Genomic DNA, 15,632 nt, shown 5'->3' with positions numbered 1-15,632 from the left:
AAAACAGGGAGAACCCGATAACCAGTTATTATGGAACGATTATAGACGGTTATCTTTCGTGTTGGATAGATTTGTCTGATAACTCAATCTTTTGAGAAGATGACGGACGTCATCCGGGATACTTCAGAAGTAGAAGAACAGGGTGATCAGACCGCAGAGGATCAGAGAGCACAGGGTGATTTCGAACAGGTAGCGGCGCAGCATCTTCCATCAGTACCTCAAGATAAAGAACCGGAGAAAAAAACACCCGGCGAACCGGGTGTTAAATCATCAGTCTTGATAGTGGTGAGTAGATACGCTCACAAAGACTTCTTACTGACTACTTATGCTGCTGGCGTTGCTTTTGCAGCTGGTGCAGCTTTCTTAGCATGTTTCACGTGTTTTTTAGCAGCCTGGGCTTTCTGAGCTACAGGAGCCGCTTTCTTAGCGTGTTTCACGTGTTTTTTAGCAGCCTGGGCTTTCTGAGCTACTGGTGCAGTTTTTTTAGCGTGTTTCACGTGTTTTTTAGCAGCCTGAGCTTTCTGAGCTACCGGAGCCGCTTTTTTAGCGTGTTTTACGTGTTTTTTAGCGGCCTGAGCTTTCTGAGCTACTGGTGCTTTCTTGGCTGCTTTTTTGTGTTTCTTGGCAGCCTGAGCTTTCTGCACAGGTTTTTTATGTGCTTTATGCTTAGTCGCATGAGCCGGAGCCGCGGTAGTTGCTGTTGCAGCGGGTGCTGGCGTTGCAGTGGTTTCAGCAGCGAAAGCAACTGAAGACAGGCCCATTGCAGCGGCTACAACCAGAGCTAATACTTTTTTCATGTGTAATTCCTTAAGAATTTTAGTTTAAGTGTCCACCCCACTGCGGGGCCGGTGAAAGAATAATAGGCATGTGGATCGCTGCTGTCCGTGAGTGATTGGTATCGGCGTGTAACGGAATGTACAAAGAGGGGGATTTTAAGAAAATCAGGGGATTATATTGTATTGGCGGGAGTCAGATGTGTTGTTTTGCTCCTCCCCCTGCGAAGGGGGAGGCTGGGAGGGGGTTTTGCAGACAAAACCGTGGCTAATGCACACATTAATTTTTGTTTTTGACCTTTATACCCCACCCCAACCCTCCCCTTCGCAGGGGAGGGAGCAAACGGAATTCCCCCAAACCCAACATCTCCTCTCCTTATGCCTAAATCACCCATCTATATCCCTTTTTGTTAGTGGCACCGCCTTAATCCCTTGTGCAATTCTCTGACTTACAAAAGAAAAACAGGTCTGTATTTGTTCTGAATACTCCACTTTGAAAAATTGGGGCGTAAGCCCTCTGAAGACTATCATAAGGAAAAGCGATGGCTGTCATTGACGTAAATAAAACCAAGATTGCTGCCGGATTGTTTCTGGCGCTCAGCACGATTTCTTCTTTTGCCGCGCACGCAGATCAGCTGGCGGACATCAAGAAAGCCGGTGTGGTGAAGGTCGCGACCTTCGATTCCAATCCGCCGTTTGGGTCTGTGGATGCCAAAACGCATGACATCGTGGGTTATGACGTAGATTTCGCAAAAGCGCTGGCGAAAACGCTGGGCGTGAAATTGCAACTGGTACCGACCAATCCGGCGAACCGCATTCCTTTGTTACAGTCCGGTAAAGCGGATCTGATTGTGGCTGATATCACCATCACGCCGGAACGCGCGAAAGTGATCGACTTCTCCGTGCCGTATTTCGTCACCGGCCAGCAGTTCCTGGTGCCGGCAAATTCGCCGGATAAACTGGATGCGTATGCCACGGCGCGTATCGGCGCGGTGAAAGGCACCACCGGCGAGCAGGAATTGCATAACCGCTTCCCGCAGTCCCGCGTGCTGTCTTATGACGATATTCCGCTGGCACTTTCTGCGCTGCGTAACGGCAACGTGCAGGCCATTACTCAGGACAGCACCATTCTGGCCGGTTTGCTGGATGGCGCGCCGGATAAAGCGAAATACAAAGTGCTGCCTGAATTACTGAGCAAAGAAGAGATTGGCGTGGGTGTCAAAAAAGGCGAGACCAGCTTGCTGAAAGTGGTCAATGACGAGCTGCTGAATCTGGAGAAAAACGGTCAGGCGGTCAGCATTTATAACGTCTGGTTCGGTCCGCAGACTAAATCACCTCAGCCGCGTCTGTTCAAAATCGAAGCCAAATAATCTGTTTTATGCAAGGTAAGACACATGCAGCAAGACACTCTCTCAACCGCAGCGACGTCTGCGGTTTTTTCACATTCATCCGCCGGAAAAACGGCGGCCGTTGAATTCCGCCAGGTCCGTAAATCTTTCGGTCCGCATGAGGTGATCCGTAACGTGGATTTGCGTGTGGACAGCGGCGAAGTGGTGGCAGTTTGCGGGCCCTCCGGTTCGGGAAAATCCACGCTGATCCGGCTGATTAATCAGCTGGAATCGGTCAGCAGCGGTGAAATCCTTATTGCCGACCAGCCGACGCGCAATCTCAAAGGTGTCGCATTACGCCGGTTGCGCACGCACATCGGATTTGTATTTCAGCAGTTCAACCTTTATGCCCATCTCACCGCCGAAGACAACGTCAGTCTGGCGCTGATCAAAGTGCATGGCTGGAAGAAAACTCAGGCCCGCGAAAAGGCACGTGCATTGCTGACGCGCGTCGGGCTGGGCGATAAAGCGCAGCATTATCCTGAGCAGCTTTCCGGCGGTCAGCAGCAGCGCGTGGCGATTGCCAGGGCGCTGGTCACGGATCCGGGCATTATTTTATTTGATGAACCAACGTCGGCGCTGGATCCGGAAATGATCGGTGAAGTATTACTGGTCATGCAGGAGCTGGCGAAAAGCGGCATCACCATGATTGTGGTGACGCACGAGATGAGTTTTGCCCGTGAAATCGCTGACCGGGTGATTTTCATGGACGGTGGTGAAATTCTTGAACAGGCGCAGCCGGAAGATTTCTTCCTCCGTCCGCAACATCCGCGTGCGCAGCGGTTTCTGCAAAAAGTCCTGTTCCCGCTGCATCCGCAGAGCGGAGCCGCGCTATGAACTGGCATCCCGACTGGGCTGGCGTGCTGACCGGCCAGCCTCTGCAATGGATAATATCCGGCTTCCTCACCACGCTGTATGTCAGCATTGTTGGCAGCCTGCTCGCCACGTTACTGACTGTGTTGCTGCTGGCGCTGCGCATGAGTTCGTCGCGTCTGGCACGCGGTGCGGTGGCGGCGTTTGTCTCTGCTTTTCGCAACACGCCGCTGCTGGTACAACTGCTGTTCTGGTATTTCGCGGCATACGGCGCGCTGCCGCAAAGCTGGCGTTTTTATATCGGCGACAATCATCCGTGGGCGTCGTTTCCGGGCAACATTGCGTGGCTGACCCCGGAATTTCTGTGTGCGGCCTGGGGGCTGGCGCTGTTCACGGCGGCGTTTCTGGTGGAAGAAGTGCAGGCCGGACTGAATTCTGTGCCCAAAGGCCAGACCGAAGCGGCGATTTCTCAGGGTTTCAGCCGTAAAACGCTGCTGCTTTCGATTCTCCTGCCGCAGGCGCTGATCAACGCGTGGCAGCCGATCACCGGCCAGTATCTCAACCTGATGAAGCTTTCCTCGCTGGCGACAGGTATTGGTTTTTCGGAACTGACGTATCAGGTCAGCCAGATTGAAAGCTATAACGCGCACGCCTTTGAAGGTTTCGCCGTCGGGACGCTGCTTTATCTGGCACTCGGACTGATCCTCGGCTGGCTGATGACGGCGTTTGGCCCGAAACGACCGCAGCACAGGCCGCAGGTGGTACTGAAGGAGGAAACCCGCGATGGAGTTTGACTGGTCTGTTATACACGATAATTTCACTTATCTGCTGTGGGGAAGGCTGGCGGATGGCGAGCCGGGCGGAGTATTGCTGACGCTAATCATGGCGGCATCGGCGGGCGTTCTGGCGTTAGTGTTCGGTGTGCTGATGGCGGCGCTGGCGTGGCGTTTCGGCGGCTGGACGCGGAAAATCCTGTTTATCTGGGCGTCGTTTATCCGCGGCATTCCGCTGATATTTGTGATTTTCTGGCTGTATTTCCTGCTGCCGGTGGTATTTGGCGGGTCGATCCCTGGGCCGATGACGGTGATTCTGGCGCTGGCCTGGTTTACCTCGGCGGCGGTGATGCATTCGACGCTGGCCGGTCTGGAAGCCTTGCCGCGCGGGCAAACTGAAGCGGGAATTGCGTCCGGCATGAGTGACGGCAAAGTGCTGTTGTTCGTGCTGTTACCGCAGGCGTGGCCGAATTTGCTGCCGTCGTATCTCGGGCTGCTGATCTCTCTGGTGAAAGACACGTCGCTGGCGTTTATCGTCAACGTGCCGGAACTGACCACCGTTGCCGGACAAGTGAATAACCGGGTACAAATTTACCCGGCAGAAATCTTCCTGCTGGTCGGGCTGATGTATTACCTGCTGTGCGCCTCGCTGGCGTATCTGGCCGGTAAATCGATAAAACGTCGTCAGGGGTTGCGGACGTAAAAGAAAACCCCGCCTGGTGCCGGCGGGGTTTTCAGACTGGAGAGATGGCAGGTTTATTGTCTTTTGCTGACTGACGTTAATTCCGTATCCACACTCAGATCCCGGTCGAACCATTTTTCAGAAATCTTCTTCAATGTCCCGTCTGCCCGTAATTCTCCCAGTGCGACATCCACTTTCTGTTTCAGTGCTTCTCCGCGCGCATCTTTCCTGAACGGCAGGGCGACCTGTTTCAGGCCAAACGGTTCACCGACAACTTTCAGTGGCAGATTTTTATGCTTGATCTGCCCGAGCAGGATCACCTGGCCGGAAACATAGGCATCCACTTTTCCCTGCGCCACGCTGTTAACCACCACATCCATGCCCTCGAAGGTCACCAGTTTGATTTCATTTTTCGGGTCAAATTCTTTCAGGACTTTGGCATAGTTCGAACCGAGATCGGCGGCGACGGTTTTGCCTTTCATGTCCTGCAATCCGTGAATGGTGGTGTTGTTTTTACTCACCGCTAACTGCGCCGCTGAGTAATAGTAGGGCGCCGAATAATCATATTTTTTGCGCCGCTCCGGCGTGTCGGCGAAATTGCCTACGGTATCCACTTTGCCGGTTTCGAGAGAGCCCAGCACGCCCACCCAGTCGGACGTTACCCATTCAACTTTATAGTGAATCTTACCGGCAACGGCGTTGAGAATGTCCGCGCTGAAACCTTTGATGGTGTCGCCCTCTTTGAAATAGTGCGGATAACCGTCGGGTATCGCACCCACCCGCAGAACCGGTTCGTCATCCGCTTTTTCGGCGGGTTTATCACATGCGGTCAGCAGAAGAGGGAGCGAACAAATCGCCAGTGTTAACAATCGCATAACATAATTTCCTGTTTAACCGGCATAAGGTTTGCCGAGATGTTTTTCGAGGCGACGCTGTAACTCACTGAAAATGATGGTCAGCGCCCAGTAGACCAGCGCCACGGCGAAATACGCTTCGAAGAATTTCAGCGATTCTGTAGCCACCATTTTTCCGGCTGCCAGCAGTTCGCTAACGCCTAAAGTGAACGCCAGCGAAGAGTTCTTGATCAGGCCGATATACACGTTGCCGGTCGCCGGAATGGCATTGCGGCAGGCTTGCGGAAACAGGATGCGGCTGGAGGCTTTAAACATGCTCAGTCCGGAGGCCAGAGAGGCTTCCAGCTGCCCTTTATCAACAGAGTCGATGGCGGCACGGAAGATTTCCGCCAGATAAGCGGACGTGTTTAAGCTTAAACCGAGGATCACCGCATTCATGGCGCTCAGTGAATTCATCGAAGGAATAATTTGCGGCAAACCAAAATAAATAATCAGTAACTGCACCAGAACCGGCGTGCCGCGAAAGAAGGAAATATAAAGGTGGGCGAAAGCCGCGGGTATTTTACCGGCCCTGAGTAACAGGGCGAAAATAATACCCAGAACGGTAGCCAGCAAAATGGAAAGCAATGAAATCAGCAAGGTCACGGGAAGATAAACGAGGATCTGCGGAATAACGCCGAGCATATAAGGAAAATCAAAATTCATTGTGCAAAGTTCCGTGTACGGCCATCAGGCAAAATCGTGTAAGAAAGAACGGGTGCGGTTCGAAGAGCCGGTCTGGAAGATTTTGGCCGGTTCGCCTTGTTCGATAATATGACCGTGCTCCATGAAAAATATCCGGTCAGAGACATCCCGTGCAAAGCCCATCTCATGCGTCACGATCATCATGGTTAAGTCGCGCCCGGCCAGCCCTTCAATCAGGTTCAGCACTTCACGGCGCATTTCAGGATCCAGGGAAGACGTGGGCTCATCGAATAAAATGACCTGCGGATCAACGGCCATGGCGCGGGCGATGCCGACGCGCTGCTGCTGTCCGCCGGAGAGTGTGCCGGGATAAGCCGCCGCTTTGTGCGCCAGACCCACCTGCGCAAGCAATTCTTCACCCCGTTCGCGCGCCTGCGCTTTGTTCAGTTTTTGGGTAAAACGTAAGATCTCAGTGATGTTTTCCAGTGCGGTTTTATTTTTAAACAAATTGTAGTGCTGAAAAACCATCGAAGTCTGGCGGCGAAAATCGGCTGTTTGTCTGCGGGTGAGTGTGTCCGCATTAATGTGTTTATCTCCAATCTGGATCTGGCCGGAATCCGGCCTGACGAGCAAATTCAGCGAACGTAACAGAGTGGATTTCCCGGAACCTGAGGGGCCAATAATCGACACCACTTCACCTTTATTCACGGTGAAATTAATATCCGACAGGGCAGGGAATTGGTTAAATGTTTTATTCAATCCGCTGACAGTGATCATGCAAACTCCCGCTGGTTAATATAAATAACGCGCATATTTCCTTAAAAGAATATTAACTTTTCGGTTGCCTGCGACAAATGCTTTAAATCGCTAACGATATGCGGGGCGTAATATTATGGATGATGCCTGAGCGGATAATCTTTATTGTGCTGGTTTGAACTGACAACCGGCAGCGCATCAATCAGCTTTTTCGTCCACGGATGCGCCGGGTGGTGGAACACATCATCGACTTTTCCGTGCTCCACTACGCTGCCGTCTTTCATTACCATCACCCGGTCAGCCAGATGATGCACCACGCCTAAATCATGCGAGATAAACAACAGCGCGGTGCGGTGCTCGGCCTGCATTTTTGCCAGCAAATCCAGTACCTGCGCCTGAATCGAAACATCCAGCGCGCTGACCGGTTCATCGGCCACCAGCAGCGCAGGATTCGGCGCAAAAGCACGGGCAATCGCCACTCGCTGACGCTGTCCGCCGGACAATTCACGCGGATAACGGTGCAGAAAACTGTCGCCAAGCTGCACTTCATCCAGCAACTGACGGACGCGGTTGCGCCGTTCCTCACCAAAAATGCCCACGCTGTCGAGGCTTTCGCCGATGATTTTTTCAACGTTATAGCGCGGATCAAATGAACTCAGCGGATCCTGCGCAATCAGCTGGATACCACGTCGTTGCAGTCTGCGCTGCGCTTCCGGAACCTGGCTCCAGCGTTGCCCCTGAATTTCTATCGTGCCGGATACCGGTTCGGTCAGCCCGAGGATCATCCGCGCCAGGGTAGTTTTCCCTGAGCCAGACTCCCCGACAATGCCCAGCGTTTCACCGGCAAACAGTTGCAGACTGACGTGACTGACCACGGTTTTACCGGCGTAGGCTTTGCTGAGATGACGGGTTTCCAGCACCGGATTAGAAACGGAAATATTGCGTGCAGGCAGCGGTTCACCACGTTTGCCGGAAAGCTTAAACCCGCGCGTCGCCGGGCTGGGAACCGCCGCCAGTAGCTGTTGCGTATAGGGATGGTCGGGCGCGGACAGCAGCTTTTCGCCGCGACCTTCCTCAACCACTTTGCCCTGATGCATCACCAGAATACGGTCGGCCAGTTGCCCGACGACCGACAAATCGTGGCTGATCAGCAGCAGGCTTTCGCCTTTATCGCGCCGCTGTTGCAGCAAATCCAGGATCTGTTTTTGCACCGTCATGTCCAGCGCGGTGGTCGGTTCATCGGCAATCAGTAAACCGGGATTTCCGGCCAGCGCGGTGGCAATCAACACGCGCTGACGCAACCCGCCGGAAAGCTGATGCGGATAGGCACTGAGGCGGTTTTGCGCATCGGGAAATCCGACCGATTTCAGTGAGGTGATCACCTGCTCGCTGAGCAACTTCGGATCGGTTTTGCGGCTGGCGGTCAGCGCATCGTGAAGCTGCCGCCCGACCTGCCGTAAGGGATCGAGCGACACCAGCGCGTCCTGCAATACATAGCCAATCTGGCTGCCGCGAATTTTACGCCAGCGCCGCTGGCTGGCGCCAAGCATGTCTTCACCGCCAATCACAAAACGATCGGCAGTAATACGCGCTTTGCCATCCTGTAAGCCGAGCAGGCTGCGGGCTGTCACGGTTTTCCCTGAGCCGGATTCTCCGACAAATGCCACGGATTCGCCGCGACGCAGTTGCAGATTCAGCCCGCTGACGGCGGCTTTTTCACCGCCTGCAGTCGGGAAGAAAATCGACAGGTTTTGGATATCAATTAACAGTTCGTCGCTCATGGACGTTTTCCTTCAAAAGTGGCCTGCCAGTAACGCCCGAGTGTGTTGACTGAAATCACGGTCAGGGTGATTGCCACGCCCGGCCAGACGCCAATCCACCAGGCATTACGCAGATAATTACGGCCCTCGGCCAGCATCAGCCCCCATTCGGCGGTCGGCGGTTGCGGGCCCATACCGAGAAAACTCAGCCCGGCGGTGCCGATAATCGCCGTGCCCAGCCCGAGGGTCGCCAGCGCCGGAACGTGCGCAATGGCGTGCGGCAACACATGCCGCCAGACCAAAACGTGACGCTTCAGTCCCAGCGTGCGCGCCTGTTCGACATAGCCGGAAGACATCACCAGAAAGGTTTGTGCCCGCACTACGCGGGTGAAGCGGGGCACTGACGCCACGCCGAGTGCGAAAATCAGATTGGTGGTGCCGGGACCGGTAAAGGCAATAAGCATCAGCGCCAGCAGCAAATCCGGAAAGGCTGAAACCACGTCCACCGCGCGGCTGATCAGCTCATCCAGCGGCCCTTTGAATAAACCCGCCAGCAGGCCAAGCAGGGTGCCGATGCTGACCGCGACAACCATCGCCGCCAGGCTAATCAGCAGGGAATAACGGCTGCCATAAATGATACGCGCCAGTACGTCGCGGCCTAACTGATCGGTGCCCAGCCAGTGACTGGCGGAAGGCGCAAGCTGTGCGTTAACCGGATCGGCATTGAGCGGATCGTAATGCGTGAGCAACGCGGGGAAGACAACCGCCAGCAGTACCAGAAATATAAAACTGGCTGCCAGCAAAACACCGGCAGAGAAACGGCGCGTAATGCGCCCGGAAAGCAGAATCTGACTCATGCGTTTTCCTCCCCGGCAGCGGGCGCGTCGCGCAAGCGCGGATCGATAAACAGGTACAAAATATCCACCAGCGTACTGAGCACCACGTACACCAGCGCCGAGAAAATCGCTACCGCCAGCACCACCGGCAAATCCTTACCCAGCACGGCATCGACGGTGATTTTGCCCAGCCCCGGACGGCCAAATACCTGTTCGGTGATCACCGCACCGCTGAGCAGACCGCCAATCAGCCAGCCGGTGAGGGTGACGGCAGGCAGCGCGGCGTGGCGCAGCGCATGGCGTAAACGGATGACAGTGTTGCCCAGTCCCCAGGCGCGCAGCGTCAGAACAAAGGGTTCATCAAGCGCATCTTCCAGCCCGCGTCGCAGCACCTGCGACACCACCGCGCCCTGCGCCAGTCCGAGGGAGAACGCCGGTAACACCAGCGACGAAAAACTGCGGTCACCGGCGACCGGAAACCAGCGCAAGGTAAAGCTGAAGATAAACAGCAGCACGATGCCAAGCCAGAAAGAGGGCGTGGACGCCAGAACCAGTTCTATGGAACCGGCGATGCGTTGCCCCCAGCGCCGGTGCGCGGTCGTGACCGCCATCAGCACGGCAAACACCAGGCTGACCACCAGCGCCAGACCGGTGAGTTTCAGCGTCGGCCACAACTGCGATAACACCAGCGAACTGACGTCGGTATTGAGCATGTACGAACGGCCAAAATCCCCGTGCAATACGCGCCACAGGTAATGCAGATATTGCAGATACAACGGCTGATCCAGACCCCATTCGGCGCGGATCGCCGCCTCAATCGCCGGTGTATGCACCTGTTCGCCCATCAGTAAACTGACGATATCGCCGGGCGCGAGGTAAACGCTGATAAACGACAGCGTAACCGCTGCCCACAGCACCAAAACGCCGGTGACTATCCGCCGGATGATCCGCCCGCGCCACGACGGTCTGGCCTGAGGGCGACGGGGAGAAATAAATGCAGTTTCAGCCGACATATTCTGATTCCTTACTTCTGATTAATGCTTGCTCAGCCAGACGTCATAGGCGTTTTCAGGCATCTGTTTGAAAGGCCTGAAGCCGACACCGTGAACGTAAGACGCTGCCGCAATCTGGTCTTCCGGCTCGTAAAGCGGGATCGCCAGTGCCTGTTGCAACACGGCAAAGTTTTGCAACTGACCGTAGAAGGTTTTGCGCTGTGCGTTATCCAGCGTCAGCGACGCGCCTTTGAGCAGCGGAATAATTTCCGGCGCATCGGTGCGGCTGTAGTTGATCGCACCGCCGCCATTGACGGGCAGATAGTGATTTTCGATATCAATGCCGTCAGTGTCGGTATTGGAGTTGGCAATCGATCCGAACTGGCCGGTTTTACGCACTTCGGTATAGGTGCCGGAATCGACATAACGGATCTTCAGATCCACGCCCATCCGCTGCCGAGCCTGCGCCTGTATCGCCTGCAACAGCACATCGCGCTGGTCGCGCACGGTCGCCTGCGCCTGAATAATTTCAATGCTCAGCGGCTGGCCGTTTTTGGTGCGGATGCCGCCAGCGCCTTTGTTTTTCCAGCCTGCTTCATCAAGCAACTGGTTTGCGAGCGTCGGGTTATTGCCGTATTTACCGCTCAGGCTGGCGTCATACAACGGATCGACCGGCGACGTAATGCCCCAGACACGCGTGCGTTCGCCGCGATAGATCGACTGCAAAATCGGTGAAATATCCAGACCCTGTAATATCGCCTGACGGACTTTGACGTCCTGCGTCGGGCCATATTTCACATTCAGGAACAACGAGTAAGGTGTGCCGGTATTGAGTGCGTGCTGGTAAGAGAAATCAGGATTGTCTTTGAATTCACCGGCATCGTTACCGGAAACGCCTTCAATCACATCTACCTGACCGGACAGCAGCGCGCCGGTGCGCACGGAAGATTCCGGCAGGAAACGGTAAGTAATCCCTTCGAGATATGCCGGACCCTGATGTTTCGCATTCGCCGACGCCCAGCGGTAATCCGGGTTGCGCACATATTCAATCTGCTGACCTTTCTCATAGCGTTTGAGAATAAATGGCCCGGTACCCGCGATGTCTGTACCACCGGATTTCAGCTGCGGTGAAGTCCATGAAGAAGGCGATATCAGCTTCAGGCCGGAAGCAAACGAAAGGAACGGGCTGTAAACGTCTTTCAGCGTAATGCTGACGGTGTGTTCATCCGGCGTGGCGACACTGGCAATTCGCCCAGCGAGCGCGCAAATACTCGACCCTGCGCAATACGCCGGATCCTGTGCATGACGGAAATTTTCGGCGACGGCAGCGGCATTAAATTTCTCGCCATTAGAGAATTTCACGTCATCGCGCAGCGTAAACGTGTAGGTTTTGCCATCGTCAGACACCTGATAACCGGTTGCCAGCCACGGAATGTAAGAGCCGTCCGGCTTGCGTGCTAACAGCGATTCATAGGCAACACGCAGGATCAGTTCCGCTTTTGACTGGCCGTTTAACTGTGGATTGAGCGTATTGGGTTCGGTTTCCACGCCCCACGTCAGATTCCCGCCTTGTTGCGGTTGTTCTGCGGCATACAGTGACTGACCGGAAGAGAGCACTAACAGCGCAAGCGCAGTGAGAGAACGAACGTTAACAGAGGATTTCATACATTTCCCGTCAGGTAATAAGTCATGAATTATTCGAATGAACTCAATAAATAACGCCGCTTTATTCCGCGCAGCTGAAGGGATTATTAATGTCAGGTTGCTAAGTTGTAAAATCACAATATTTGCTTACCAGCCTCAATAAATGACTATGTAAATCTCTGCGGTTTAAAGAAGGGGGTAATTACCGGCTTATCTCAATTGAGGGTAATAAAATGCTTTTTTCTTCGTGGTGTAATTAGCGGTGGTCTCTATTTTTAACGCAGACGCTTTTTAACACAGACAGTACTGTGCTTATGCAGATAAAGGAGATCATCTTGACGAATACATCCCGCAGACGTTTAAAAACCCTGGTCGGGGCAGGGAGCGTGATCCACGCATCGAACGACACCCGCCGCCAGACCGGTATTTCGCGTGCTATCACACTGGCAAATATCGCGGAAAGAGAGAAAATCACCGGGCTGTTTACCGCCGATTTATTGCAGGCAGATCCCGACGGGCTTTCCGGTTCGACCGGCAGTCAGGATCCGCTGATAACGCTGGCGGCGCTGAGTCAGGTTACATCTCAGATTGGCCTGATTGCCACAGTGTCCACTACCTATCAGCACCCGTATAACCTGGCGCGACTGATCGGCACGCTCGATCACGTCAGCGGCGGTCGGGCGGGCTGGAATGCGGTAACGTCTTCTGTCGGCGAAGAGAATTTCGGTGACATACAATTGCCTGCGCCCGAAGTGCGTTACGCCAGAGCGACTGAGTTTATCGAAGTGATTAATGCCTTATTCGATGCCAATCAGCCTGATTCGGTGGTACGCAACAAAAACGGCGGCGTAAGTATTGATCCGCGCAAACTGCATCCGATCAATCATCACGGCGACTTTTTCCGTGTTCAGGGGCCGCTGAACGTTCCGCCGCCGCCTCAGCACCGTCCGGTACAGTTTCAGGCCGGGCAGTCAGAAGAGGGGCTGAAGCTCGGCGCGAAATATGCGGAAGTGATTTACACCTCCCAGCCGACACTGGATGACGCGAAAGCGTTTGTTGAACGTGTTCATCAACATGCCGATGCTATTGGCCGCCATGAAAGCCGGCCGTTAATCATGAACTCTTTTCATTCAATCATCGGAGAAAGTCCGTCAGATGTGGCACGCCGGTTGTTTGAAAAACACGAGCGGATTGATTATCAGCAGGGGCGTCTCAGGGTGGCGGATATGCTCGGCGGCGACATTGACTTACGCGACGCCGCGCTGGATCAGCCCATCCCGTTACGGTTACTGCCGGACATCGAGCAGATTAACCGCCGTCGCGGCCGTGCGGAAATTTTTAAGCGTTTCGCCTTACAGGGGCTGACGCTGCGCGAACTGATCGTGCAGGCTCAGGAAACCGGCCACTGGTTTGTCGCCGGTACGCCGGAACAGCTGGCCGATGCTATCGAAGAGCGCTACCGCGCCGGTGTGCTGGACGTGATTTCCCTTCACGGACTGGGTCAGGCAGATCAGGAAGATTTGCTGATCAACGGTTTGCTGCCTGAGTTGCGGAAACGGAACCTGATTGATACAGAGTATCTGGGGGAGGATTTCAGGGGAAATCTTGGATTAGCATCCAAACTGCCAGGGCGTTAATTTCACGAACTTGGGTTGCCAACCACACTGGCCTTCAGGTCAAGGTCAAGGTCAAGGTCAAGGTCAAGGTCAAGGTCGTGGGCGTCGGCCCACACCGACCAGAGACCCGGTAACGCGCGGGCCTCTGGACTCCGCGCTTTTTTCACTGCGCGCTATCGCGGGTATGACGGACATGTTCCGGCGCATTAGCGGGTGGCGCAAAATGTCATCGCTGCGCGATCCCCGAATTTCAGGTGTCGAGCCATAGGTCTCGAACCGTTCATTCGGTGCCATTTTTAATCACGCCAATCCACTTTTCTAAAAGATAAACATCAGTTTGATGTTGAATTTAAGATCGTGCGGGCGATTCAGAAATCTTGCTGAACGGAGCGGCTTCGAGACCTATGGCTCGAAGACCGAGAGAAGGTACCGCGCAGCGGCAAGATTTCCAGCCTGTCGCTGCGATACCTGAAACATAGCCAGCGAGCGGAGCGCGCAGTGAAAGAGCCGGAGATTCCTAAGAGGCGCGGCGATAGGCGCCTCTTAGGGCCGGTTTGGGTGGCAACCCAAGGTCTTGACCTTAAAGCCAGTTTGGGTGGCAACCCAAGGTCTGGTCGGTGTGGGCCGACGCCCACGACCTTGACCTTGACCTTGACCTGAAGGCCAGCTTGGTCGGCAACCCAAGGTGTTGACCTTAAACCGTCAGTGCATCGGAATGCACACTCTTAGCAGTGAATTGATTCTCCGGCTCACTTAACCCCAGATTCCCCCGCAGGGTCTGCGCCTCATAGTCCGTCCGGTATAACCCGCGTGCCTGCAAAATTGGGATTACGCTGTCGATGAAATCATCGAACGCCGTCGGGGTGCCGCCACGAACGATAAAACCGTCGGTTGCGCCTGAGGTGAACCAGTGTTCCAGACCGTCGGCGACGTCTTCGGCAGTGCCAGAGAAGGTCGGGCGCGGTGTGGCGGCTTCCAGAGCGGCCTGTCGTAGTGTCAGCCCGTGTTCATGAGCGTTGCGTTTGATTTCATCTGTCGTGCTGCGGAAACTGTTTTGCCCTAAATCACCGATGTCCGGGAAGGGAGCATCCGGAGCGTATTGCGCAAAATCGTGATGCTCAAAGTAGCGGCCGAGGTAATCCAGCGCGCTTTCCAGCGTCACCAATTGCGCGGTTTCCTGGTACTTGCGTTCGGCATCGGCAGGCGAGTCGCCGATAATCACGCTGATACCCTGGAATACGCGGATGTCCTCAGCGTCACGGCCGTTTTCTGCTAACTGGCGCTGGACGTCGAGGCGGAATTCACGTGCCAGTTCTGGGGTTTCCTGACGGGTGTAAATAGCGTCGGCAGCTTCGGCGGCAAAGGCTTTGCCCTGTTCTGATGCTCCGGCCTGAAAGACAACCGGACGGCCTTGTGGCGAGCGTCCGACGTTCAGCGGCCCCTGCACCGAGAAGTATTTACCGTGGTGATTGAGCGTGTGCAGTTTCTGTGGCGCAAAGAACTGGCCGGTGCTTTTGTTGCGCACAAACGCGTCTTCTTCCCACGAGTCCCACAGGCCTTTCACCACGCTGACGTATTCGCTGGCAATGCGGTAACGCTCGTCATGTTCCGGATGTTTATCGCGGGAGAAGTTTTTCGCCGAACCTTCCAGCGGCGAGGTCACTACGTTCCAGCCCGCACGGCCACCGCTCAGATGATCGAGGCTGGCGAACTGGCGTGCGACGGTAAACGGTTCGCTGTAAGAGGTCGATAATGTCGCCACCAGACCGATTTTTTGAGTCACCAGCGACAGCGCTGAAAGCAGGGTAATCGGCTCAAAACGGTTGAGAAAATGCGGAATAGATTTCTCGGTAATATAAAGTCCGTCAGCGACAAATAAGAAATCAAACTTAGCCTGTTCGGCTCGTTGCGCTAATTGCTGGCAGAACTGAATATTAATACTGGCATCGGCGACGGCATCCGGATGACGCCATGCGGACATATTTCCCGACGCACCCTGAATAATGGCACCCAGACGTAACTGTTTTTTCTGACTCATTGATTCATCCTTAAGATTATATT

The 15,632-nt window shown here is 54.6% G+C and carries 15 protein-coding genes; 5 read left to right on the top strand and 10 right to left on the bottom strand.

Annotated features, from left to right (window positions below):
* Positions 1–123: 123 nt before the first annotated feature.
* Positions 124–204, bottom strand: a complete 81-nt coding sequence (gene ydgU, locus CKQ54_RS26175) for a small membrane protein YdgU (RefSeq protein ID WP_455567028.1) — start codon at positions 202–204, stop codon at positions 124–126.
* Positions 205–323: 119 nt separating this feature from the next.
* Positions 324–797 carry an acid resistance repetitive basic protein Asr gene (asr, locus tag CKQ54_RS15305; protein ID WP_120349681.1) on the bottom strand — a complete coding sequence of 158 codons (474 nt, stop codon included), beginning with the start codon at positions 795–797 and terminating at the stop codon, positions 324–326.
* A 518-nt stretch (positions 798–1,315) separates the two neighbouring features.
* Between asr and CKQ54_RS15300 the strand changes: the two genes are divergently transcribed.
* The 4 genes from CKQ54_RS15300 to CKQ54_RS15285 are packed head-to-tail and all read left to right on the top strand — an operon-like array spanning position 1,316 to position 4,450.
* Positions 1,316–2,143, top strand: a complete 828-nt coding sequence (locus CKQ54_RS15300) for an ABC transporter substrate-binding protein (protein ID WP_120162451.1) — start codon at positions 1,316–1,318, stop codon at positions 2,141–2,143.
* 24 nt (positions 2,144–2,167) lie between these two features.
* On the top strand, positions 2,168–2,998 hold the full coding sequence (locus CKQ54_RS15295; RefSeq protein ID WP_120162452.1) for an amino acid ABC transporter ATP-binding protein: 831 nt from the start codon (positions 2,168–2,170) through the stop codon (positions 2,996–2,998).
* Complete coding sequence (locus CKQ54_RS15290; protein ID WP_120162453.1) at positions 2,995–3,768, top strand: amino acid ABC transporter permease; 774 nt, start codon at positions 2,995–2,997, stop codon at positions 3,766–3,768. Before CKQ54_RS15295 ends, CKQ54_RS15290 begins: the two co-directional genes overlap by 4 nt.
* Positions 3,758–4,450: an amino acid ABC transporter permease gene (locus CKQ54_RS15285; protein ID WP_112288535.1), complete on the top strand. Its 693-nt coding sequence runs from the start codon at positions 3,758–3,760 to the stop codon at positions 4,448–4,450. The genes CKQ54_RS15290 and CKQ54_RS15285 overlap by 11 nt, the downstream gene beginning before the upstream one ends.
* Before the next feature lie 53 nt (positions 4,451–4,503).
* On the opposite strand, the gene CKQ54_RS15280 is transcribed toward CKQ54_RS15285, so the two are convergent.
* From CKQ54_RS15280 to CKQ54_RS15250, 7 genes are all read right to left on the bottom strand, one after another.
* Positions 4,504–5,304 carry an amino acid ABC transporter substrate-binding protein gene (locus CKQ54_RS15280; RefSeq protein WP_120162454.1) on the bottom strand — a complete coding sequence of 267 codons (801 nt, stop codon included), beginning with the start codon at positions 5,302–5,304 and terminating at the stop codon, positions 4,504–4,506.
* Between the two features lie 15 nt (positions 5,305–5,319).
* Positions 5,320–5,988, bottom strand: a complete 669-nt coding sequence (locus CKQ54_RS15275; protein WP_112288533.1) for an amino acid ABC transporter permease — start codon at positions 5,986–5,988, stop codon at positions 5,320–5,322.
* 24 nt (positions 5,989–6,012) lie between these two features.
* Positions 6,013–6,744 (bottom strand): amino acid ABC transporter ATP-binding protein, encoded by a 732-nt coding sequence (locus CKQ54_RS15270; protein ID WP_120162455.1) that lies wholly within the window; start codon positions 6,742–6,744, stop codon positions 6,013–6,015.
* Positions 6,745–6,857: 113 nt separating this feature from the next.
* Positions 6,858–8,504 (bottom strand): dipeptide ABC transporter ATP-binding protein, encoded by a 1,647-nt coding sequence (locus CKQ54_RS15265; protein ID WP_120162456.1) that lies wholly within the window; start codon positions 8,502–8,504, stop codon positions 6,858–6,860.
* Positions 8,501–9,340, bottom strand: a complete 840-nt coding sequence (locus CKQ54_RS15260) for an ABC transporter permease (protein WP_120162457.1) — start codon at positions 9,338–9,340, stop codon at positions 8,501–8,503. The genes CKQ54_RS15265 and CKQ54_RS15260 overlap by 4 nt, the downstream gene beginning before the upstream one ends.
* Complete coding sequence (locus CKQ54_RS15255) at positions 9,337–10,332, bottom strand: ABC transporter permease (RefSeq protein WP_120162458.1); 996 nt, start codon at positions 10,330–10,332, stop codon at positions 9,337–9,339. The genes CKQ54_RS15260 and CKQ54_RS15255 overlap by 4 nt, the downstream gene beginning before the upstream one ends.
* 21 nt (positions 10,333–10,353) lie before the next feature.
* The gene (locus CKQ54_RS15250; protein ID WP_120162459.1) at positions 10,354–11,976 is read right to left on the bottom strand and encodes an ABC transporter substrate-binding protein; all 1,623 of its coding nucleotides are present in this window, start codon (positions 11,974–11,976) and stop codon (positions 10,354–10,356) included.
* Between the two features lie 314 nt (positions 11,977–12,290).
* Between CKQ54_RS15250 and CKQ54_RS15245 the strand changes: the two genes are divergently transcribed.
* Positions 12,291–13,592, top strand: coding sequence for an NtaA/DmoA family FMN-dependent monooxygenase (locus CKQ54_RS15245; RefSeq protein ID WP_208644590.1), 1,302 nt, complete (start codon positions 12,291–12,293; stop codon positions 13,590–13,592).
* 673 nt (positions 13,593–14,265) lie between these two features.
* Here CKQ54_RS15245 and CKQ54_RS15240 read toward each other — a convergent pair.
* Positions 14,266–15,609 carry an LLM class flavin-dependent oxidoreductase gene (locus CKQ54_RS15240; RefSeq protein ID WP_120162461.1) on the bottom strand — a complete coding sequence of 448 codons (1,344 nt, stop codon included), beginning with the start codon at positions 15,607–15,609 and terminating at the stop codon, positions 14,266–14,268.
* Positions 15,610–15,632: the final 23 nt, after the last annotated feature.

The organism is Rahnella variigena (genome assembly GCF_003610915.1).
In the GTDB taxonomy this organism is placed as follows: domain Bacteria; phylum Pseudomonadota; class Gammaproteobacteria; order Enterobacterales; family Enterobacteriaceae; genus Rahnella; species Rahnella variigena.
This window is presented reverse-complemented; position numbering and strand designations above follow the sequence as displayed.